Below are 21,175 nucleotides of genomic sequence, written 5' to 3'. Positions count from 1 at the left end.
ACCCCCCGCTGCGCGGGCGGTCCCCCTCCCCCAGCGAGCTGTGGGAGGATTTTGATGACCGCTACCCTTCCGGAAACCGCTCGAATTCGGGAAGGTCGTGCGCGTTCTTCATCCAGCCGATGCGGTCGGCGGTCTGGATATGCGCCATGGCGGGAAAGGCATCGGGATCGTCGAAGGTCGCGGTCTGGATATCGACCAGACCGGGCAGCACCGCCTCGTTGACATAGAACAGCCCCGTCCCGCAGACCGGGCAGAAGCTGCGTTCGGCATGTTCGGACGAATGATAGACCGACGGCGTGCCCTTCAGCAGGTGAAAGGTCGTGCTCGCCACCGCGGTCCAGCCGACCGCAGGCGCTCCGGCGCAGCGGCGGCAATCGGTGCAGTGGCACAGCGCGGTGCGCGCAGGTTCGTCCTGCTCGCCCGGGGCGTCGACGGCAAAGCGCACCGCGCCGCAATGGCATCCGCCTTCCTGCCGGGTCATGCGCTGACTCCTTCGGCTTCGGCTTCGGCCTTGGCCCTGGCGATCAGTTCGTTGTCGATCGCCTTGCCCCGCTGATAGGCCGGGCGCGCGCGCAACCGTTCGGCATAGGCGGCGAATACCGGATGAGGGGGAAGCGTCCCGAACGCCTGGCCCCAATCGACCTGCGCGCCGACATAGACATCGGCTGCGGTAAACCGGTCGCCGCAGACATAGTCGCGATCTGCCAGCCACCCGACGAGAGTCTCGACGGCAAGCTCGTAGCTGCCATAGCCGAGCATCGCCTGCTTGTCCTCGGGACTCTCCCATTTCATCGCATGGTTGATGATCGCCTGTTCGAGCGGTCCGGCGCCGAAGAACATCCAGCGATAATAATCCGCGCGCTCCTCGGCCGTCGGCGCCAGCCCGGCCTCGGGAAAGGCCTCGGCCAGATAGGCACAGATCGCGGCGCATTCAGTGACGACCTTGCCATCGTGGACAATCGCGGGGACTTTGCCCATCGGGTTGATCGCCCGGTAATCCGGCCCCTTCATCTCGGGCCCGTATTGCACGATGCGCTGCTCGTACGGCGCGCCCACCTCTTCCAGCATCCAGCGGGCGATCTGCCCGCGCGACATGGGGTTGGTGTAGAATATCAACTCGCTCATGGCTTCATCCCCTTTGTTCCGACTCGAGGTCGCGCTGGGAACATAGCAGGAACATGGGCGTGCTCCAAGCCGGGTCAGCAGCCCTCACCGGTGACCACTGCGCCGAGCAGGCCGCCAAGGCCACCCTTGCACTTTTTCTTCTTCTTGGGCGGTTCGGCTTCGCTGCTGTCGCCGCCGCGCATCATCGCGTCCATGTCGGGGCCGTTGAGCAGCCACATCGAGTTGGAGCGATAGCGCACGCGCGCGGTCCATTCGGGCTTCCATGGCGTCTTGGCATTGGCCGGACGCGGCGGATAGGCGAAATTCGCTTCCGGGCCATAGGCATAGAGGTTGCCGAGCGCGAACTCGCCGCCCGCTGCGGTCACCTCGGCAGGCACGGTGCAGCTGGTCTGCGACGGCGGCATGACGACCTGCTGCTGGATCAGCTTCGCCACCTGGGCAGGTGCGATCCAGTCCCACAGTGCTCCGCCGAACTGGCGCGAGGCCGAGGACGACCACCAGACCATGTCCTGGAACTCGCCCTTGCTGTTGGTCTTGGCGGTCATCACCCAGGCATAATAGCCGGTGGCGCTGGCGACGGTATTCCAGCTGATCTGCGTCGCGCCGCCCGCCAGCGGCGAGGATTTGCCGGTAATCGCGGGCATGAAGTCCTGCGCCAGCGCGAACTTGATTTCGGGCGAATAATTGCCCGCGACGCGGTGCTCGCCGAGCAGCGAGCTGTCGGACGAGAGCAGCTTGCGTGTCTCGGCATTGGGCCATTCGCCATAGGTCTTGCTGTTGTCGACGGTGACGCTGCGATCGACCGGCATCGCGCCTGCAAACAGATCGGGAGGCACCTGGCCTGCGGTCAGCTTAGCGAAATCGATCACCACCGGCTGGCCGGGACCTGCCTTGGCGCCGCACCCCCAATAGATCAGCAACCGACCCTTGGGGCGCTGGAAATCCCTGGGCAGCTCTTCGGGCATGTCGGTGCGGGTGCCGGGCTTGGGGCTGACCAGCGGAACCGATGCGCCGAGCTTGGCGACGGCGGGCATGAAATGGTCGGCCTTGGGCGCTCCGGCGGCGGGGGCTCTCGACGATCCGAGCCGCAGGACGAGCTCGTGCGCCTGCTTGTTGCCGCCGCCGCCAAACATCATCGAAAGCCCTGCGCCCATGCCGCTGCCCATGGCGGCAAGGCCCGTGACGGTGCCGACATCCATGTCGTACCGCGCGATGGGGCTGGCTGCCTGCTGGCTGCTGACGGGACTGGCGACCAGGACCGCGATCGCGGCGGCGGACAGGCTGAACACGGCGGAACGACGCGCGGGCAAGGGCATGGCAGGCTCCCGGTAAAACAAGGACATGCAGGCGAGTCGCCTGATAGCATCATCCTGTAGTTTCAGGGAGTCCTACGCGCAGTGCGCTGGGTCATAGGGAGCGCTCAGGATGGTCTCGACCCGCCGCTCGAACCACCCCAGGAAAGCGGTGGTTCCTTGGTCAGCTTGTTGATGATGTCGGGCACGAACCGCTCGGCAAAGCCCGCGACAAAAGCCAGCGCGACCATCTTGTAATACTGACCGATATCCTTGAAGCCGAGCGCGGCAGTGACTTGGGCCAGCCAGCTGTTGCACAACTCTATGTCGCAGCGCTTGCGCCATCCGGCGTTCTGATCGGGTGAGGCCCCATTGCCACCAACTGGCGCAGTCGGCGGGGCAGCCGCCGCCGCTGCAGAGGTATCGGCGGCTGCCTTTGCAACCGCATCCGCTTTGGCGGGATCAATCGCCCCGTTGATGCCGCCGCCGAGCGTTTCCTTGAAGGCCGGCAGCACAATTTCCAGCAGATGCGCCGCCGAAAGCACATAAAGGAACAGCGCGAAGACCCCGCCAATGCCGATCGACATGAGCACGCTGAGCCATCCGACCCTGAGGCCGATCAGCTCGAATATGCCGTCATCGACGGTCGCATCGCGCGAGGTGGCCTTTTGCAGGCGCTGCACGATCGAAATCATGCCACCTGCCATCCCTGCGGCCATAATCACCAGCAGGCCCTGCTTTGCCAACTCGTTGGTGGTTGCGACCTGGGTATAGACCAGCGTGGCAATGCCGGCCGCAGCCAGAAACAGGATCACCATCATCCGCTTGATCGATTTCTCGCGCGCCAGGTTGATGAGATAATTGGCGTGAATGACGTCTAGCAGATTGCGAGCGCGCTGGCGCAGGACCTTCTCGGGGACCTTGTCCTGCGGTCCTGTTTGGAAGCTGCTTCGATACGAGCGTGCCACGCTGGTCGGCACGACGCGGTTGAATCGGTCCTCGATCGTCCAGAACCGTGCCCGCAAGGCTTCTTCTGGAACCACCCAGATCAGCGCGAGCTCGATCTTGAACAGCTGGCCCAGCGTCGCACGGTTACCTTTCAGCGGATCGAGCGCGGCGAATTCCAGCTTGAGCGCCTTGAGCAGCTTCGCCTTGTTCGCATTTGTCTTTTTCTGCTTTGCGGTGTTGCTGTCCCAGGCATAGCCTTCGAAATTGTCGCGCATCGATTCATAATAGATGCGCGAGATAAAGGCTTCCTCGCGTGCCCATGCGAACAGCGCGACAAATTTTCGCCATAGCAAGGCAAGGCCCGATCGGACCATCTTGCCGAACTGCCTGACCCTGCCCATCCCATCCATGAACTGCCGCCCCAAAATTGGAGCGAGCAGGCCATGAAGTTCCGCGCGGAGCCAGCGCAACCCGCTCGATTGCGGAGGTTTCAGGAAAAACTGCCTCCGTTTTCGTTCATTTCCCGCCGAACAGCTGCCGCCCCGCCAGATCGAGCATGATCTCCTCCGATCCGCCGCCGATCGCGTTGACGCGGACCTCGCGATAGATGCGCTCCACCTTCGATCCGGTGATATAGCTTGCCCCGCCCAGGATCTGCGCGGCCTCGCGCGCGACGATTTCGAGCATCTGCGTCGCCTGCACCTTGAGCATCGCGAAATCCGCCGGCTGGTCGCGCCCGTTTTCGACCGCCCAGGCACATTGATCGACCCAGGCCTGCGTCGCGGCGATGCGGCGCGCCATATCGGCGAGCTTGATGCGGATCGACTGATGCTTGACCAGTGCCTTGCCGAAGGTCTCGCGGCTCTGTGCCCATTCCGCCGCTTCCTTCAGGCACACCCGCGCATAGGCGCAGCAGCCCATCGCCATGCCGAGCCGCTCGCCGTTGAAATTGCGCATGATGCCGATGAACCCGCCATTCTCGGGCCCGATCAGGTTCTCCGCCGGCACGCGCACATCCTCGAAATAGATGGCGGCGGTGTCCGAGCAGCGCCAGCCCATCTTGTCGAGCCGGGTGCGGGTGACACCGGGTGCATCCATCTCGATCAGCAGCAGCGAGATGCCGCCTGCGCCCGCACCCCCGGTGCGCACCGCGCAGGTCAGCCAGTCGGCGCGCATGCCGGAGGTGATGAACATCTTGGAGCCATTGACGACATAATGGTCGCCCACGCGCTCGGCGCGGGTCTTGAGGTTCGCGACATCCGAGCCGCCCGAAGGCTCGGTAATGCCGAGCGCGATGATCTTTTCGCCTGCCAGTACCGGCGGGGCAACGCGCTGCTTCAGCGCCTCGCTGCCCAAAGCCAGCACCGGCGGCAGGCCGATGCCGTGCGTCATCAGCGAGGCAGAAAGCCCGCCCGCGCCAACCGCCGCCAGCTCCTCGGTCTGGGTCAGGCCATGGAAGATGTCGAAACCTTCGGAATGGCCGCCATATTGTTCGGGATAGCGCAGCCCCAATATGCCAGCCTCGGCTGCCTTGCGGTGCAGCTCGCGCGGCAGCTCGCCTTCGGCCTCCCACTGGTCGATATACGGCGCGATCTCGCGCGCGACGAAGCGGCGGACCGATTGCGCCAGCGCCTCATGGCTGTCGTCGTAAAAAGGCGAGCGCGCGCGCCAGCTGTCAAAATCGGTCAAATCGTCCTCCCCTTCGTGTCGTTGCAGCCGAAATTCCGGGCCCGTTACCGCTTTGTCAATTCCTCGATGTTAATCGGAAGGGCGATGGCCGGGCCGCCAGGGCAGAGGGACCCACGATGCAGCAGGATCAGAACAGGCTTGAAGTGGCGCGCTCAGGGACAGGGCGCTTCCTCGACCCGGCGCTGGAAACGCGCTTCGTGCTGGCCGAGCGACAGGCGCGCGTAGTGCATATGCGGCTTTTCGCGGGTTTTCTCGCGGCGATGCTGATCGGCTATGCGCTGGTCAATCCGCTCTATTTCTCGCGCGAGGACGAGCTCAAGTTCTCGGTGCTGCTGCTGCCGACGCTCGCGATCCTGGCGGGCTTTGCCGGCGCGACCTTCTGGCGCGGTTATGCGGCCAGGCCGATCATCGATTTTGCCAGCCTGCTGGGCGTCGCGTTCCTCATCATGGCGGAAAATGCGCTATTGTTCGAGGAGATGCATCGCGAGCACGTGCAACTGCACGCGCCGATCGCCATCAACGGCCTGATCGTCATGGCCTTTGCCGCGATCGCCTTTGCCGGGCAGACGCGCTGGTTCGGCGCCTGGCTTGCGGCGCACGCCGCGGTCTATTTCACTGTAATGATCGAAACCGGCAGCTCGATGGTCCCGGTGATCTATGGCACGATGACCTATCTCACCAGCGCTTCGGTGATGGTGCTGCTCAACTGGTCGGTCGGCCAGGCGCACCGGCAGAGCTTCCTGCTGTCCGATGCGCTCTCGGCGGAAAAGGCCAAGACCGAGGAACTGCTGTTCAACGTGCTGCCGCCTGCAGTGGCCGAACGGCTTAAGGCCGGGCAGGTGGTCGCCGATGCCTATCCCGATGTGTCGGTGGTGTTCATCGACATTTGCGGCTTTTCCGACCTGTCGCGGCGGATTTCCCCCGGGCATCTGGTCGATCTGCTCAACGCCTTCTTCCTGCTCGCCGACAAATGCGCTGCCGAAACCGGGGTCGAAAAGGTCAAGACGATCGGCGACGCGTATCTCGCGATCAGCGGCGGCAACAATCCTGCGCACAACAGCGCCGATGCTGCGATCCGCTTCGGCGAGGCGGTGATCGCAGGGCTTCCCGCCCTGCGCGCCGCGACCGGCATCGACCTGCACATCCGCGTCGGCATCCATACCGGCCCGGTCGTCGGCGGGGTGATCGGCGAGACGCGCATGGCCTATGACTATTGGGGCGAGACGATGAACATCGCCGCCCGGATCGAGGGCACCGCGCATCCCGATGGCATTGCGGTGTCCGAGACCACCTGGCTGCGTGGGCGCGGCGACCGCCATTTCGAGCTGCCCGAAAAGATCACGCTCAAGGGCGTCGGCGAAGTGCCCGTCTTCCGGCTGGCCAAGGAACAGCCCGGCGCCGAGATCATCCGGCTCGCGATTTAACGCGTCGCCTGCGCGGCGTCCCGAAATCGACCAGTCGTATTTGAGGGCTTCCCACTGCAGCGCGATTGGCGTTAGTTTAACGCCATGGCAACCATTCTCATCGTCTTTTGCGGCATCATCAACTTCGCGCTCCACCGCGCGACGATGGAATCGGCGCACCCCATGGCGGTGCAGATGCGCGCGCTGTTCCAGGGCTTCATGCGCGGCTATGGCAGCTATATGCTCGAATATCTGATCCTGCTCTCGGCGCTCAGCTTCGCGGCACTGGGCTACACGATCGCGCTGCCGGCCTATATCGTCTATACCGGCATGAATGGCCTTGCCGGCTGGGCGATCCTCACCGGCAAGATCTGAAGCCCTGCGCCTTATGCGGCGACCGCCTGCTCGCTGTCGGGCGAGGCCGCAGCCAGCAGCCGTTTTTCCAGCGTCTTCAGCCGCGACTTGCTGTCGATCTTGTCGCCCAGCAGATCGGTGACATAGAAGGTATCCACCGCGCGCTCGCCATAAGTGGCGACATGCGCCGAATGGACGATGCATTTCAGATCGAACAGCGCAAAGGCGAGGCGGTTGAGCAGCGCCGGCCGGTCGAGCGCGTTCACCTCGACCACGGTGAAGCGGTTTGACGCCTTGTTGTCGACCAGCACATTGGGGGCAATGCTGAAGGCTTCGGCGCGGGGCCGCGCGACGGGCCGTGCGATCAGCCGGGGCGTCAGCGCAACGCGGTTGGCCAGCGCATCGGCGATCGCGGTCTTGAGCCGCGCGATCTGGCTTTCCTCCATGAACGGGCGCCCCAGCGGGTCCTGCACCAGGAAATTGTCGAGCGCCATGCCGTCGCGCCGGGTGTGGATGCGCGCGTCGATGATGTTGCCGCCGGCAAGGTGAATGCCGCCGGCGATGCGATAGAACAGGCCCGGATGGTCGGCGGCGCTGACGGTCACCAGCGTCGCGCCGCGCGCGGGATAGAATTCCGCCGCCACGGTCAGCGGTTCGGTATCGTGCGCATCGATCAGCTTCAGGTTCTGCGCGATGATATCCTCGGGCTCGGCGATCCAGTATGCGTCGTCGAGCTTGCGTGCGAGCTGGACGAACCGGCCCTCGTCGATGCCGAGCGCGGCGCGCGCGGCCTCCTGCTTGGCGATAACGCGCTCTCGCCGTCCATGCTGCTTGTGGCCCAGCCGCAGCACCTCCTCGGTCGATTCGAACAGGGTGCCGAGCAACTGGCGCTTCCAGCTGTTCCAGATGCCGGGGCCGACCGCGCGGATATCGACCACGGTCAGCACCAGCAGCAGTTTCAGCCGCTCGGGGCTCTGCACCATGGCGGCAAAATCGGCGATGGTCTTGTAATCGGTAAGGTCGCGCTTGAAGGCGGTCGCCGACATCAGCAAGTGATAGCGCACCAGCCAGGCGACCTGCTCGGTCTCCGCCTCGGTCATGCCCAGCCGCGGGCAGAGCTTCATCGCGACCTCGGCACCCAGCACGCTGTGGTCGCCGCGCCGCCCCTTGGCGATATCGTGCAGCAGCGTCGCGACGAACAGCACCCGGCGGCTGACCAGTTTCTGCATCACGTCATAGGCGAGCGGGTGATCGTCCTTGAGCTCGCCCGATTCGATCTTGGCGAGCAGCCCGATCGCGCGGATCGAATGTTCGTCCACCGTATAATGGTGGTACATGTCGAACTGCATCTGCGCGACGACGCGGCCGAAATCGGGCACGAACCGGCCGAACACCGTCGCCTCGTTCATCCAGCGCAGCACCAGCTCGGGATCACGCGGGCTGCACAGTACGTCCATGAACAGCGCATTGGCGCGCGGATCGGCGCGGACATGCCGGTCGATCAGATGCGCATCCATGCTCGCCTGGCGCATTGCGCTGGGGTGAATCTCGACCTTGTGGCGGTCGGCGAGCTGGAAGATCTCGATCAGCCGTACCGGGTCCTCGCGGAAGAAATCGGGCCGGGGCAGCGCGAGCCGTCCGCGATCGAGAATGAAGCCCGAAAGCTTGCGCGGACGCCGCCGCAGGATCGCGGGGATGAAGCGCCGGTCGCGCGCGGCAAACTGGTCGTCCAGCTGCGCCAGGAACACGCCGGTCAGGTCGCCCACGCGTTTGGCGTTGAGGAAGAAATACTGCATGAACCGCTCGACCGCCGACTTGCCCGGCCGGTCGGCAAAGCGCATCCGCGTCGCCACCTCACGCTGCAGGTCGAAGGTGAGCCGGTCTTCGGCGCGCCCGGTAATGTCGTGCAGATGGCAGCGCACCGCCCAGAGGAAATTGGCCGAGCGGCGAAACCCGCGATATTCGGTCATGGTCAAGAGGCCCGCATCGACCAGCTCGGCGGCCGAGCGCACCTGGTGGATATACTTGCCGATCCAGTAGAGCGTGTGCAGGTCGCGCAGGCCTCCCTTGCCGTCCTTGACATTGGGCTCGACGACATAGCGGCTGTCGCCCATGCGCTTGTGCCGCTGATCGCGCTCCTCAAGCTTCTGCGCCACGAAATCGCGCGCGGTGCCGGTAACGACATCCTTCCAGAAGCGCACCGAGGCCTCGCGATAGATGTCCTGGTCGCCCCAGACATAGCGCCCTTCGAGCAGCGCGGTGCGGATGGTGAGGTCGCCGCGCGCCTGGCGGACCATCTCGTCGATCGAGCGGCTGGAATGCCCGACCTTGAGGCCGAGGTCCCACAGCATGTAGAGCATCGCCTCGATCGCCTGCTCGGTCCAGCTGTTCTTGCGCAGCGGGGTGAGGAAGGCGATGTCGACATCGCTGTGCGGGGCCATCTCGCCCCGGCCATAGCCGCCCACCGCCGCGATGCAGAAATGCTCGCCCGCGCTGTGATTGGCGACCGGGTACTGGAAGCGCACAACATAATCGTGGATCAGCCGCACGATCTGGTCGATCAGGAACGACTGGGCCGCTGCGCAATCATGCCCCGCCGCCGGATTGGCATGCAGGCGTGCGGCGATTTCCGCGCGCCCCGCTGCCAGTGCCTCGCGCAATATGGTGACGACCGGCATGCGCGCCTTGTCCCCCAGTTCGGCGGCGAACTCGGCTATGCGCGCATCAAGCGCACGGCGATCGATGATCGCGCGCTGGTTGGCAACGGGATTCATGGCAACCGGCGATACAGGCGCAAGGTTAAGGTCAGGTGGCGGCTCCCGCTTCGGCCCTGGCTGCGGCCTGATAGGATTTGCGCAAGCTGACCTTGTCGATCTTGGCCGTGCCCAGCCGCGGCAGCGCCTCGGCGCTCTGCCACAGGCGGGCGGGAACCTTGAACGCGGCGAGCTGCCCCGCAAGGAACTCGGTGAGCTGCTCGTCGGTCAGGCTCGCGCCATCACGCACGACATAGACCGCGCCGACAATCTCGCCGAAGCGCTCATCGGGAATGCCGAACACGCTCGCCTCGGCAATGTCGGGATGCGCGTAGATCGCCGATTCCACTTCGACACAGCTGATATTTTCGCCGCCGCGGATGATGATGTCCTTCTTGCGGTCGACGATGAACAGATAGCCATCGGCGTCGAGATAGCCGAGATCCCCGGTGCGGAAATAGCCATCGGGCATGATCGCGGCCCTGGTGGCCGCCTCGTTGTTCCAGTAACCGAGGAAATTGGCGACCGAGCGGATCGCGACCTCGCCAACTTGGCCCTGGGGCAGCGGGTGGCCATTATCGTCGAGGATCGCAAGGTCCACCAGCGGACGCGAGGCCTGGCCGGTGCTGTCGGGCTTGGCCATGTAATTCTCGTTGAAATTGCCGCAGCCTACGCCGTTGGTCTCTGTCAGGCCATAGCCCAGGATCGGGAAGGCCCAGTCCATCGTCTCCTTGATGCGTTTGACATGCTCGACCGGGCGCGGCGCGCCGCCTGCGGCAAAGGTGACGCAGGTTTTGAGGTCATACTTGTCGCGATTGGGGTGCTGCGCGATCTCGTAGCTCATCAGCGGAACGCCGACGAAATAGCTGATCTTCTCCTTCTCGATCAGCCGCATCGCCTCTTCGGCATCCCATTTGGGCATCAGGACCAGCTTGCGGCCGATGACGAAGCTCTGCAGCAGCACCGGCACCTCGGCGGTAACATGGAAGAGCGGTACGTTGAGCAGGGTGGCGGGCTGGCCTTCGGGCGGCTTGCCCTGGCGGGTGACGATGTTGAGCGCCATCAGCGTCTGCGCGACATAGCTGAACACGCCCTGCACCACGCCGCGATGGTCGGAATAGGCCCCCTTGGACTGGCCGGTCGAGCCCGAAGTGAACAATATGGTGGCCAGATCGTCGCCGGTCAGCTCGGGCAGTTCGGTAGCGGCATCGCCGCCGGCCTCGAGCACCGATGCCAGCCCCTTTTCGGGCGGACCGTCATGGCTGATCACGACCACGCGGGCATTGCCGGTGGCGCCGCATTCGCTGATCCGCTTCGCGCAGCGATCGTCGGCGAGCACCAGCGTGCAATCGACATCGGTGATCCCGGCGCACAGTTCGGGGCCCTGCCACCAGCCGTTCAGGAGCGTCGCGACGCCGCCCGCCATCAATATGCCCATATAGGCGATGATCCAGTTGGCCGAGTTGCGCGCGGCAATGCCCACCCGGTCACCCTTCTTGATGCCATGGCCCGCGACCAGCGCTGCGGCGACCTGGCGCGCAGCGGCATAGCTCTGGCCGAAGGTCAGGCGCGTGTCGCCATCGACCAGAAACTCGGCATCGGCATGCTGCATGCAGAAATAGGCGAAGAAATGCGACAGCGCAGGCGGGGCCGACGCGATCATGGGCAGTTTCTGGCCGTATTTCTCGAATGTCGTCAGCGGGAGCATCCCTCCTTCGCCGGTCAGCGCCTGGATGGCTTCATCCATCATCTGGTCCAGCTCGGTCGCCATCAAAATCTCTCCTCTTTCGCTTGTGCTTGGCTGCCCTTATGAAGGGGAAAACCCTTGGGGAAAAGCCTTGATCCTGCCCATTTCGGCGCTAGCCGCCAACATTGCCGCCAGCGCGAGCGCTGCTGCCGCCAAGTCCGCGATCCGCTTCGAGGAGCTGGGACTGTCGCCGGTCGCGCTGCAGATCGGGTCGTTCCAGCTCAAATGGTACAGCCTGGCCTATCTGTTCGGCATCCTGATCGGCTATTGGTACATGGGCAAGATGCTGAAACAGCCCGGCGCGCCGATGGCGCAGCGTCATGCCGACGACCTGATGCTCTATTGCACGCTCGGTATCATCCTGGGCGGACGGCTGGGCTATGTCACCTTCTACCGCCCGGATCTCTACGCCACTCCGCTCGAGGTGTTCAAGGTCTGGGAGGGCGGGATGTCCTTCCATGGCGGGCTCATCGGCGTGCTGCTGGCGATCGCTTACCTGACCTGGCGCAACAAGCTGTCGTACCTGCGCGTCGGCGACTATGTCTCGTGCGTCGTGCCGCTAGGGCTGTTCTTCGGACGGCTCGCCAATTTCGTCAATGCAGAGCTCTGGGGCCGCCCGACCGATGTGCCATGGGCGGTCATCTTCCCCACCGATCCCGATGGCCTTCCGCGCCATCCCAGCCAGCTCTACGAGGCGGGGCTCGAAGGGCTGGTGCTGGGCCTCGTGCTGATGGTCCTTTTCTGGAAGACCGATGTGCGCCACCGTCCCGGTTTTCTGGGCGGCGTGTTCCTGGCGGGCTATGGCGCCGCGCGGTTCATCGTCGAATATTTCCGCAATCCCGATGCGCACCTCATCGAATTTGCCGAACAGACGGGAATGAGCATGGGCCAATGGCTGACCGTGCCGATGATCCTGATCGGCCTGTATCTGATGGTCTCCTCGCGCGGACGCACGGCCAAGCCGTTGCCCGCCACCGCCTGAACCGATGGACGAGACCGAAGGCGAGGCTGGGGGCGAGGGGGGCGCGCCGCAGGGGCTCGAGGCGGTGTTCAAGCGGCTGATCGGCGCGACCGGGCCGATCAGCGTGGCGCATTACATGGCCGAGGCCAACGCGTATTATTACAACCGCGCCGATCCGCTCGGCACCACCGGCGATTTCATCACCGCGCCCGAGATCAGCCAGATGTTCGGCGAGATGATCGGGCTGTGGCTGGCCGATCAATGGCAGCAGGCGGGCAAGCCTGCGCTGTGCCATTATGTCGAATTCGGACCCGGCAGGGGCACGCTCGCCGCCGATGCGCTGCGCGCGATGGAGCAGTTCGGCTTTCGTCCCAAGGTGCACCTGATCGAGGGCAGCACCGCGCTGCGCATGGCGCAGAAGCTGAGCGTGCCCGGCGCGACCTGGCATGACGGGCTCGACAGCGTCCCGCGCGAGGGGCCGCTGCTGATCGTCGCCAACGAATTTCTCGATGCACTGCCGGTGCGGCAGATCGTGCGCACCGAAAGCGGCTGGCGCGAGCGGGTGGTGGTGCACAATGGCGAGCGCTTCCTGCCGGTCGCCGGCGCGCGGCCGATGGATTCGGCGGTCCCGGTGGAGCTTGCCGACAGCCCCGAGGGCACGATCCTGGAAAGCAGCCCGGCGGCCGCCGGCATGGCGTACGAGATCGCCGCGCGGTTGAAGGCGCAGGGCGGCGCGGCCCTGTTCATCGATTACGGCTATGCCGAGCCCCGGACGGGCAGCACGCTGCAGGCGGTGCGCGCACACCGGAAGGTCGATCCGTTCGTCGATCCGGGGCTGGCCGATCTCACCGCTCTGGTCGATTTCCCGCAGCTGAAGCGCGTCGCGCTGGCAGGCGATGTCGATTGCCATGGCCCGGTGGGGCAGGGCGACTGGCTGATGGCGCTGGGCATCGCGCAGCGCGCGACCGTACTCGCCAAGGGTCAGCCCGCCAAGGCGCAGGAGGTCATGACCGCGCTCGACCGGCTGGTCTCGCCCGAGCAGATGGGGACGCTGTTCAAGGTGATCGCCTATCGCGGCCCCGGCTGGCCGGTCGGCGCGGGGTTCGGGGGCGCATCCTGACGTCCGGTTTTCGTCATTCCCGCGAACGCGGGAATCCCGCTTTCCTGGCAATCGTCATGCAGAAGCGGGACCCCCGCCTTCGCGGGGGGGGGACGGGGGAAGCAGGGGAAATCTTCTAGGCCGCCGCGCGTTTCAGCCGGTCGTTGATCGCATCGCCCATGCCGCCCAGCGGCACCGGCGCGATGGCGATTCGCGCGCGGTCGCTCGCATCGGCGCGGTGGAGCGCGGCATAGAGGTTCGCCGCCGCCTCGGCGAGATCGCCCGAGGCCGAGAGCGTGTCATCACCCATCACATCGCCAAAGCCGATCAGCCATTCGTCAGGTTGCGCGGACACCGCCCCAAGCCGCAGCGGTTTGCCCGGCGCATAATGGCTGGCGAGCTGGCCCGGCGCCTCGATCCGCTGATCGGCGAGCGGGATCGGCGGTTCGCCGAGCAGCGCGGCGATCGCCTCCGGATCGATCGGCCCGGGGCGCAGCAGCTGCCAGCCCGCCAGGGCGCCGTCAAAGTTGCGCAGCGCAACTATGGTCGATTCGAGCCCGGCCCGAGCTGCGCCGCCGTCGAGGATGAGATCGAGTCCCTCGCCCAGGCTCGCCGCGACATGCTCGGCGCGGGTCGGGCTGATCGCACCCGAGCGGTTGGCGGACGGCGCGGCGAGCTTGAGGCCGCTTGCCTCCAGCACCGCGCGCATCACCGGGTGCGCGGGACAGCGCAGCGCGATGGTCGAAAGCCCCGCGGTCACCGCAGGCGCGATTCCCGCCCCGTCTTTCAGCGGCAGAACGAGTGTCAGCGGACCCGGCCAGAAGGCGGCGGCCAATTTTTCTGCGCGCGCATCAAAAATCGCAATCGCCCGTGCGCCGTCCAGGTCGGGCACATGCACGATCAGCGGGTTGAAATCAGGCCGGCCCTTGGTGCGATAGATGGCCGCTACGGCATCCGCGCGCGCGGCATCGGCGGCCAGGCCATAGACCGTTTCGGTTGGCAGTGCGACGGGCCTGCCCTCGCGCAGCATCGCCGCCGCGCGCGCGATCCCGGCGGCGTCGGCGGGCGCAATCCTCGGGTCAGAAGGCTTGGAAGCTGGCATGTTGCTGCCTATACAGCGCTCGAACGCAAGGGACAGCAGGGAATAGACCATGACCTTCACCGCACCGACCACCGAACAGCTGTTCGTCCTTAAGACGATCACCGGCATCGACGAACTGGCAGGCCATGAACGCTTTGCCGAGGCGACGCCCGATCTGGTCGAGGCGATCGTCGAAGGCGTGGGCGAATTTGCCGCCGGGGAATTCGCGCCGCTCTACCGCATCGGCGACACGGTCGGTGCACGGCTGATCGACGGATCGGTGAAGATGCCCGAAGGCTACCGGGAGGCTTATCAGCATTATGTCGAGGCGGGCTGGAGTGCGCTGAGTGCGCCCGCCGATCATGGCGGCCAGGGGCTGCCGTTCTCGCTCGCCACCGTCGCGCTCGATTCGCTGGGCGCGGCAAACATGGCGTTCGCGCTCTGCCCGATTCTCACCGTCGGCGCGATCGAGGCGCTGCATCATCATGGCAGCGACCAGCAGAAGGCGCTGTACCTGCCGAAACTGTCGACCGGCGAATGGACCGGCACGATGAACCTCACCGAACCGCAGGCGGGCAGCGATGTCGGCGCGCTCCGCGCCACTGCCACCCCGCGCGGCGACGGCACCTATGCGATCCGCGGGCAGAAGATCTACATCTCGTTCGGCGACCATGACATGGCCGACAACATCATCCACCTCGTGCTCGCGCGCACCCCCGATGCGCCCGCCGGAACCAAGGGCATCTCGCTGTTCCTGGTGCCCAAATACCGGCTCGATGCGGACGGCAATCCGGGCGAGGCGAACGGCATCAAGACGGTGTCGATCGAGCACAAGATGGGCATCAACGCCTCGCCCACCTGCGTGCTGCAGTTCGGCGAGGAAGGCGAGAGCATAGGCGAACTGATCGGCCCCGAATTCGGCGGCATGCGCGCGATGTTCACGATGATGAACAATGCGCGGCTCAATGTCGGGCTGCAGGGCGTGCAGATTGCCGAGGGTGCGACGCAAAAGGCCTTGTGGTTCGCGCGCGAACGCGTCCAGTCGGCGCGCGCAGGCGCAGGCCGCGATCCGGTCGCGATCATCGAGCATCCCGACGTGCGCCGCATGCTGCTGCGCATGAAGGCGGGGACCGAGGCGATCCGCGCGCTGCTCTATTATGCCTCGGGTCAGGTCGATCGCGCGAACCTCGGCGTGCCCGGCGCGCGCGAGATGGTCGATCTGCTGACCCCGCTCGCCAAGACCTATGGCACCGATCTCGGCAGTGAGATCGCCTCATTGGGCGTGCAGATTCACGGCGGCATGGGCTATGTCGAGGAGACCGGCGCGGCGCAATATTATCGCGATATCCGCATCGCGCAGATCTATGAGGGCACCAACGGCATCCAGGCGGCGGACCTGGTCGGGCGCAAGCTCGGCATGGCAGGCGGCGATGTCGTGCGCGGCCTGATCGCCGAGGTGCAGGCCGATGCGGGCAACCACCCCGCGCTGGCGGCGCTTGCCGGCGATGTCGCAGAGGTCACCGAATATATGGTCGGCGCAAGCGTCGACGACCGGCTCGCGGGCAGCTATCCCTATTGCACGATGATGGCGGTGATGACCGCAGGCTGGCTGATGCTCAAGCAGAGCCACGCCGCGCAGGCGATGCTCGATGCCGGAGAGGGGAATGCCGAGTTCCTGAAAGCCAAGCTGGTGACGACGCGCTTCTATCTCGAGCGCATGGTGCCCGAGGCGAGCGGCCTCAAGGCGGCCGCGATGGCGGGAGCGGACCTGCTCTACGCGCTCGACGCCGAGGCGCTGGCGGCTTGAGCGGCTGGTGAGCGCAGCCTCCACCTCCGTTTGTCCCGAGCCCTTCGACTGGTTGGCAAGCCAGCCGCTCAGGGTAAACTCAAGCCGAGGGACGTATGTCCGAACGGTACCGATCACGGCCCTCGGCTTCGCTCGGGGCAAACGGGTAGGGGGGCTGGGTAATGGATGAAACTGAGCTTCTCGCCCGCATCGCCGAGGCCCTCGAACGCCTCGCGCCGCCGCCGGTGCAGGACGGGGACTGGAGCGCGCACCCGGCCTATGTCTGGAGCGCGCTCGGAGCGCAGGCGGTGCCCACGCTCAGGGCCGTTCCGCTCGACCGGCTGCGCGGCATCGACGCGCAAAAGGCGAGCTTCACCGAGAACGTCCACCGCCATGCCGCAGGCCAGGCGGCGCATGACGTGCTGCTCTGGGGATCGCGCGGCATGGGCAAGTCGGCTCTGGTCAAGGCGGCGGTCGCCGATGCGCAAAATGCCGGTGCGCCGCTCGCGCTCGTCCAGACCGGGGGCGAGCCAGACGCGCTCAAGCAACTGCCCGCGCTGTTCGCCGCATTGGGTACGGTGGATCGGCGTTTTCTCGTGTTCATCGACGATATCGGTTTTGACGGGCCCGAAGCCGCCAGCGCCGCGCGCTCCTTGCGTTCGCTGCTCGAAGGCGGGGCGATGGCGCGACCGGCCAATGTGCGGCTCGCGGTCACCTCGAACCGCCGCGCCATCATCGAGCGCAGCATGAGCGAGCAGGACGATCCGATCAATCCGCGCGACGCGGTCGACGACCGTCTGGCGCTCGCCGACCGGTTCGGGCTCAGCCTCGGCTTTCCCGCCTGCGATCAGAATGCCTATCTGTCGATCATCGGCGGCTATGCCGAAGCGCATGGGCTCGATTTCGACCCCGAGGACGCGCTGCTCTGGGCGCGGCAGCGTGGCGCGCGCTCTGGCCGGATCGCCTGGCATTATGTCACCGAACTGGCGGGCCGCGCGGGCCGCTCGCTCGATTGAGCCGCAGCCATGACGGCGCTGCCGATCCTCTACAGCTTTCGCCGCTGCCCGTTCGCGATGCGCGCGCGCATGGCGCTGCTGGTCAGCGGCCAGACGGTCGAACTGCGCGAGATCGTGCTGCGCGCCAAGCCTCAGGCGATGCTCGACGCCTCGCCCAAGGGCACAGTGCCGGTGCTCGTGCTTTCCGATGGCCGCGTGATCGACCAGAGCCTTGACATCATGCGCTGGGCCCTGGCGCGGCACGATCCCGAAACCTGGCTAAAGGGCGATGACCGGGCGCTGATCGAGACGTTCGATGGTGCGTTCAAGCAGCATCTCGACCGGTACAAATATCCCAATCGGCATGGCAGCGACGCGATCGAGCATCGCACGGCGGGGTTTGAGCATCTCCAAGCGCTCGAACAGCGTCTTGCCGCCAGCGGGTTCCTGTGCGGCCCCGCGCGCACGCTTGCGGATATCGCGCTGTTTCCCTTCATCCGCCAGTTCGCCGCGACCGATCAGGCCTGGTTCGATGCGCAGCCGCTGCCGCATGTGCAGGCCTGGCTGGCCGGGCTGATCGCGTCGGACCTGTTCGTGTCCGCGATGCTGCGCCTGCCTCCGTGGCAGCCGGGCGATGCTCCTACCCTGTTTGCCACCGGTTAACCGGCCTGTGCTAGGCCCTGCCGCCATGCTGACCCGCTTCCTGCCCTATCGCCTGCAAACGCGCCTGGACAACTGGCGTCACGATCGGGCGTGCCGCCCGGTGCTGGAAACCGCGCCGATCCGTCCGGCCCATGACGGGCTGGTGATCTTCTCGATGATGGGGACGGCGGTGCTGCTGCCCTATCTGGTTGCGGTCAAGTCCTTCTGGGGGCATCTGCGCAAGGGACGCATCGTCATCCTGTCCGATGGCACGCTGACCACCGAGGACCGCGCAGTGCTCGCCTGGCATTGCGGCAACCCCGAGATCATCGATATCGCCGATGTCGATCACAACGGCTTTCCGGCGGGCGGCGCGTGGGAGCGGTTCCTGTCGATTCTCGACCGGCGGGCTGACGATTATGTCATCCAGCTTGACAGCGACACGGTGACCCTGGGGCGTCCCGATGTCGTGGCCGATGCCATTGCTGCCAATCGCAGCTTCACCCTGCTTGGCGGTCCCGAGTGGGACATCGGCGTCAGGACCTGCACCGACTATGTCCCGCCCACGCCCGACAATCCGGGCGAGGCACGGCACATCCAGTCGCGGATGGAACGCGCGCTTGCCCAGATCGAAGGGGCCGGGCACCATGGCTATATTCGCGGCTGCGCGGGCTTTGCCGGCTTTGCGCGGGGGGGCAACGGGCGTGAGACTGCACGCTTCTTCCATGACGAGATGGCGCGGCTGCTGGGCCATCAGGCCATGGCCGAATGGGGCAGCGAGCAGGTGACCTCGAGCTTCGTCGTCGCCAACGATCCCGATCCGGTGCTGCTGCCCTACAGTCAGTACGGCAATTACTGGGCCGAGCCTTGGGACGCCGATTGCCGCTTCATGCATTTTGTCGGCGCGCACCGCCATGACGGCACCGCCTATCGCGACGCGACGCGTGCCGCGCTCGCGCAGATGGATCGCTGACGGGACTGGACAGCACGGCCCTGCATCCCGATAGCGGGGCATGGCTTCTGCCCCCGCACCCCTGACCGAACAGCCCCGCGCATCGCTGCTGGCCTTTGTCGCCTGCGCGGGCGGCATGATGTTCTTCGGCGCCATGGACAGCGCGATGAAGGCGGTGACGATCGATATCGGCGTGATCGCGGCCCTGTTCTGGCGCTGCCTGATCGGGTCGGCGCTCGCCGGTGCGTTGTTCCTGATCAAGGGCAACCGGAGGCTGCCGCGCGGTGCGGCGCTGCGACTGCACCTGCTGCGCGGAACGGTGGTGGCAGCGATGGCGGTCCTGTTCTTCTGGGGCCTTGCGCGCACCCCGATGGCCGAAGCGGTGGCGATCACCTTCATCGCGCCGATCATCGCGCTGTTCCTCGCGGCGGTGCTGCTCAAGGAGAAGATCGGGCGCGGCGCGGTGCTGGCTTCGGTCCTGGGCTTTGGCGGAGTGCTGGTGATCGCAGCCGGCCGGCTCGGCTGGCTGGGCGGAGAAGCCGTCGCCGACCAGGGCGAGGCCGGGTGGCAGGGCATCGCGGCGATCATGGCCTCGGCGGTACTCTATGCGTGGAACCTGATCCTGCAGCGCCAGCAGGCACAGATCGCCAGCCCGCAGGAAATCGTGCTGGTACAGAATGTCATCATGGGCTTCTGGTTCGGCCTCGCCATGCCCTTTGCCGGCGCGGCGATGCCGGGCGATGCCGTCATGGCCGCCCCGATCGGCTGGGGGCTGCTCACGCTCGCGGCGATGCTCGCGATCCTGTCGCTCTCGCTGCTCTCCTGGGCCTATGCCCGCGCGGAGGCACAGGCGCTGGTGCCGCTCGAATATTCTATGTTCATCTGGGGCGCGCTGTTCGGCTGGCTGATCTTCGACGAGACGATCGGCTGGACCACGCTGGCGGGCGCGGCGCTGATCGTCACCGGCTGCTGGCAGGTCGCGCGGAGCCAGGCCCGCTGACCCTCCGCTGCAGCCCGAGACAGTTCGCGCTTTCCCCATCGCCCCATTGTGGCTAGGCACGATCGGGGACAATCTTCAAATTCGATAGATGGGATACGGGCGCAAGGCATGACACGGATTTTGCTGGGAGTGGCAGGCATTGCGCTGATCCTGTCGATCGCATTGCTGCTCTCGAACAACCGCCGCGCCATCCGGCTGCGCGTGGTCGGCGCCGCCTTCGCGCTGCAGGCGGGCATCGCGGTGCTGGTGCTCTATGTGCCCGCCGGTCGCACCGCCATCCAGGCGATGTCGCGCGGCGTTTCCAACCTGCTCGGCTATGCGCAGGCGGGCACCAACTTCATCTTCGGCCCGCTCGCCAGCCCGGAAGTCGGCGGCAACAGCTTTGCCATTGCCGCGCTGCCGGTGATCATCTTCTTCTCGGCGCTCGTCTCGATCCTCTATTATCTCGGCATCATGCAGCGCGTGATCCAGTGGGTCGGCGGCGGCATCGAGAAGCTGATCGGCATTTCCAAGGTCGAAAGCCTGTGCGCGGCGGCAAACATCTTTGTCGGGCAGAGCGAATCGCCGCTGGTCATCCGCCCCTATCTTGCCGCGTTGAAGCCTGCGCAGCTGTTCACGGTGATGAGCGTCGGCATGGCGGGCGTTGCCGGCACGATCCTCGCCGCCTATGCCGCGATGGGCATCCGCATCGACTATCTGCTCGCCGCGGCCTTCATGTCCGCGCCGGGCGGCATCCTGATGGCGAAGATCATCATGCCCGATGATCCTGCGGATATCAGCAGCGAGGCGGTGATGCCGCTCGATGTCGAATATGAGGAAGAGCGCCCCGCCAATGTCATCATGGCCGCCGCGATGGGCGCGCAGACCGGCGTGAAGCTCGCGGTTGCCGTGGGCGCGATGGTGTTGGCGTTCGTGGCGCTGGTCGCGCTCGCCAACGGCATTTTCGGCGGTATCGGCGGCTGGTTCGGCCAGCCCGATCTCTCGTTCCAGCAGGTCGTCGGCTATGTCTTCGCACCGATCATGTATCTCATCGGCGTGCCCTGGGACGAGGCGCTGCGCGCGGGCGGGCTGTTCGGCACGAAGATCGTGCTCAACGAATTCGTCGCATTCATCGAACTGAGCAAGCCCGAGGCAGGGCTTTCGGCGCGGACGGTCGCAATCATCACCTTTGCCCTGTGCGGCTTTGCCAATTTCTCGTCGATCGCCATCCAGATGGCGGTGACCGGCGGCCTCGCGCCTAGCCAGCGACCGATGATCGCGCGGCTGGGGCTCAAGGCGCTCGCCGCAGGCAGCCTCGCCAACCTGATGAGCGCGGCGCTCGCCGGGTTGCTGATTACCGTTTGACGCG

The 21,175-nt window shown here is 65.8% G+C and carries 18 protein-coding genes; 10 read left to right on the top strand and 8 right to left on the bottom strand.

Features of this window, described 5'->3' with window-relative positions; translation table 11 throughout:
• Window positions 1–61: 61 nt before the first annotated feature.
• The 5 genes from AX725_RS07675 to AX725_RS07655 form a co-directional block, all read right to left on the bottom strand.
• Window positions 62–481 carry a GFA family protein gene (locus tag AX725_RS07675; protein WP_060980306.1) on the bottom strand — a complete coding sequence of 140 codons (420 nt, stop codon included), beginning with the start codon at window positions 479–481 and terminating at the stop codon, window positions 62–64.
• Window positions 478–1,125 carry a glutathione S-transferase family protein gene (locus AX725_RS07670; protein WP_060980307.1) on the bottom strand — a complete coding sequence of 216 codons (648 nt, stop codon included), beginning with the start codon at window positions 1,123–1,125 and terminating at the stop codon, window positions 478–480. Before AX725_RS07670 ends, AX725_RS07675 begins: the two co-directional genes overlap by 4 nt.
• 74 nt (window positions 1,126–1,199) lie before the next feature.
• Window positions 1,200–2,441, bottom strand: a complete 1,242-nt coding sequence (locus AX725_RS07665) for a hypothetical protein (RefSeq protein ID WP_060980308.1) — start codon at window positions 2,439–2,441, stop codon at window positions 1,200–1,202.
• 104 nt (window positions 2,442–2,545) lie between these two features.
• Window positions 2,546–3,775, bottom strand: coding sequence for a hypothetical protein (locus AX725_RS07660; RefSeq protein WP_060980309.1), 1,230 nt, complete (start codon window positions 3,773–3,775; stop codon window positions 2,546–2,548).
• Window positions 3,776–3,881: 106 nt separating this feature from the next.
• Window positions 3,882–5,054 carry an acyl-CoA dehydrogenase family protein gene (locus AX725_RS07655; RefSeq protein WP_060980310.1) on the bottom strand — a complete coding sequence of 391 codons (1,173 nt, stop codon included), beginning with the start codon at window positions 5,052–5,054 and terminating at the stop codon, window positions 3,882–3,884.
• Window positions 5,055–5,170: 116 nt separating this feature from the next.
• On the opposite strand from AX725_RS07655, the gene AX725_RS07650 reads away from it, so the two are divergent.
• Window positions 5,171–6,478, top strand: a complete 1,308-nt coding sequence (locus AX725_RS07650; protein ID WP_060980311.1) for an adenylate/guanylate cyclase domain-containing protein — start codon at window positions 5,171–5,173, stop codon at window positions 6,476–6,478.
• Window positions 6,479–6,562: 84 nt separating this feature from the next.
• Window positions 6,563–6,832 (top strand): hypothetical protein, encoded by a 270-nt coding sequence (locus tag AX725_RS07645; RefSeq protein ID WP_060980312.1) that lies wholly within the window; start codon window positions 6,563–6,565, stop codon window positions 6,830–6,832.
• A gap of 11 nt (window positions 6,833–6,843) precedes the next feature.
• Here the strand turns inward: AX725_RS07645 and AX725_RS07640 are convergent, their stop codons facing one another.
• The gene (locus tag AX725_RS07640) at window positions 6,844–9,585 is read right to left on the bottom strand and encodes a [protein-PII] uridylyltransferase (protein WP_060980313.1); all 2,742 of its coding nucleotides are present in this window, start codon (window positions 9,583–9,585) and stop codon (window positions 6,844–6,846) included.
• Between the two features lie 31 nt (window positions 9,586–9,616).
• Window positions 9,617–11,335 carry a class I adenylate-forming enzyme family protein gene (locus AX725_RS07635; protein ID WP_060980314.1) on the bottom strand — a complete coding sequence of 573 codons (1,719 nt, stop codon included), beginning with the start codon at window positions 11,333–11,335 and terminating at the stop codon, window positions 9,617–9,619.
• Window positions 11,336–11,402: 67 nt separating this feature from the next.
• On the opposite strand from AX725_RS07635, the gene lgt reads away from it, so the two are divergent.
• On the top strand, window positions 11,403–12,293 hold the full coding sequence (gene lgt, locus AX725_RS07630; RefSeq protein ID WP_060980315.1) for a prolipoprotein diacylglyceryl transferase: 891 nt from the start codon (window positions 11,403–11,405) through the stop codon (window positions 12,291–12,293).
• A gap of 4 nt (window positions 12,294–12,297) precedes the next feature.
• Entirely contained in the window at window positions 12,298–13,392 is a 1,095-nt protein-coding gene (locus tag AX725_RS07625; protein WP_060980316.1) for a class I SAM-dependent methyltransferase, read from the top strand.
• 115 nt (window positions 13,393–13,507) lie between these two features.
• Here AX725_RS07625 and AX725_RS07620 read toward each other — a convergent pair whose 3' ends face one another.
• A complete protein-coding gene (locus AX725_RS07620; protein ID WP_060978408.1) occupies window positions 13,508–14,473 on the bottom strand; it encodes an L-threonylcarbamoyladenylate synthase in 966 nt (321 codons plus the stop codon).
• A 49-nt stretch (window positions 14,474–14,522) separates the two neighbouring features.
• On the opposite strand from AX725_RS07620, the gene AX725_RS07615 reads away from it, so the two are divergent.
• The 6 genes from AX725_RS07615 (at window position 14,523) to AX725_RS07590 (ending at window position 21,171) form a co-directional block, all read left to right on the top strand.
• On the top strand, window positions 14,523–16,259 hold the full coding sequence (locus AX725_RS07615; protein ID WP_060978380.1) for an acyl-CoA dehydrogenase family protein: 1,737 nt from the start codon (window positions 14,523–14,525) through the stop codon (window positions 16,257–16,259).
• Window positions 16,260–16,420: 161 nt separating this feature from the next.
• Window positions 16,421–17,254 (top strand): ATP-binding protein, encoded by an 834-nt coding sequence (locus AX725_RS07610; RefSeq protein WP_060978381.1) that lies wholly within the window; start codon window positions 16,421–16,423, stop codon window positions 17,252–17,254.
• Between the two features lie 9 nt (window positions 17,255–17,263).
• Window positions 17,264–17,896, top strand: a complete 633-nt coding sequence (locus AX725_RS07605; protein WP_060978382.1) for a glutathione S-transferase — start codon at window positions 17,264–17,266, stop codon at window positions 17,894–17,896.
• 25 nt (window positions 17,897–17,921) lie between these two features.
• Entirely contained in the window at window positions 17,922–18,848 is a 927-nt protein-coding gene (locus AX725_RS07600; protein WP_060978383.1) for a hypothetical protein, read from the top strand.
• Between the two features lie 40 nt (window positions 18,849–18,888).
• Complete coding sequence (locus AX725_RS07595) at window positions 18,889–19,827, top strand: DMT family transporter (protein ID WP_060978384.1); 939 nt, start codon at window positions 18,889–18,891, stop codon at window positions 19,825–19,827.
• A gap of 108 nt (window positions 19,828–19,935) precedes the next feature.
• Window positions 19,936–21,171, top strand: a complete 1,236-nt coding sequence (locus tag AX725_RS07590; RefSeq protein ID WP_060978385.1) for a NupC/NupG family nucleoside CNT transporter — start codon at window positions 19,936–19,938, stop codon at window positions 21,169–21,171.
• Window positions 21,172–21,175 lie beyond the last annotated feature (4 nt).

This window comes from Blastomonas sp. CCH9-A1 (assembly GCF_001557175.1).
GTDB lineage: Bacteria > Pseudomonadota > Alphaproteobacteria > Sphingomonadales > Sphingomonadaceae > Blastomonas > Blastomonas delafieldii_A.
The sequence above is the reverse complement of the archived record's forward strand: the minus strand, read 5'-3'. Positions and strand labels throughout refer to the sequence as shown.

Bases quoted from the DNA above. Each gene is read 5' to 3' on its own strand.
- AX725_RS07675 (WP_060980306.1), bottom strand. From the start codon at position 481: ATGACCCGGCAGGAAGGCGGATGCCATTGCGGCGCGGTGCGCTTTGCC.
- AX725_RS07670 (WP_060980307.1), bottom strand. From the start codon at position 1,125: ATGAGCGAGTTGATATTCTACACCAACCCCATGTCGCGCGGGCAGATC.
- AX725_RS07665 (WP_060980308.1), bottom strand. From the start codon at position 2,441: ATGCCCTTGCCCGCGCGTCGTTCCGCCGTGTTCAGCCTGTCCGCCGCC.
- AX725_RS07660 (WP_060980309.1), bottom strand. From the start codon at position 3,775: ATGGATGGGATGGGCAGGGTCAGGCAGTTCGGCAAGATGGTCCGATCG.
- AX725_RS07650 (WP_060980311.1), top strand. From the start codon at position 5,171: ATGCAGCAGGATCAGAACAGGCTTGAAGTGGCGCGCTCAGGGACAGGG.
- AX725_RS07645 (WP_060980312.1), top strand. From the start codon at position 6,563: ATGGCAACCATTCTCATCGTCTTTTGCGGCATCATCAACTTCGCGCTC.
- AX725_RS07640 (WP_060980313.1), bottom strand. From the start codon at position 9,585: ATGAATCCCGTTGCCAACCAGCGCGCGATCATCGATCGCCGTGCGCTT.
- AX725_RS07635 (WP_060980314.1), bottom strand. From the start codon at position 11,335: ATGGCGACCGAGCTGGACCAGATGATGGATGAAGCCATCCAGGCGCTG.
- AX725_RS07625 (WP_060980316.1), top strand. From the start codon at position 12,298: ATGGACGAGACCGAAGGCGAGGCTGGGGGCGAGGGGGGCGCGCCGCAG.
- AX725_RS07620 (WP_060978408.1), bottom strand. From the start codon at position 14,473: ATGCCAGCTTCCAAGCCTTCTGACCCGAGGATTGCGCCCGCCGACGCC.
- AX725_RS07615 (WP_060978380.1), top strand. From the start codon at position 14,523: ATGACCTTCACCGCACCGACCACCGAACAGCTGTTCGTCCTTAAGACG.
- AX725_RS07610 (WP_060978381.1), top strand. From the start codon at position 16,421: ATGGATGAAACTGAGCTTCTCGCCCGCATCGCCGAGGCCCTCGAACGC.
- AX725_RS07605 (WP_060978382.1), top strand. From the start codon at position 17,264: ATGACGGCGCTGCCGATCCTCTACAGCTTTCGCCGCTGCCCGTTCGCG.
- AX725_RS07600 (WP_060978383.1), top strand. From the start codon at position 17,922: ATGCTGACCCGCTTCCTGCCCTATCGCCTGCAAACGCGCCTGGACAAC.
- AX725_RS07595 (WP_060978384.1), top strand. From the start codon at position 18,889: ATGGCTTCTGCCCCCGCACCCCTGACCGAACAGCCCCGCGCATCGCTG.
- AX725_RS07590 (WP_060978385.1), top strand. From the start codon at position 19,936: ATGACACGGATTTTGCTGGGAGTGGCAGGCATTGCGCTGATCCTGTCG.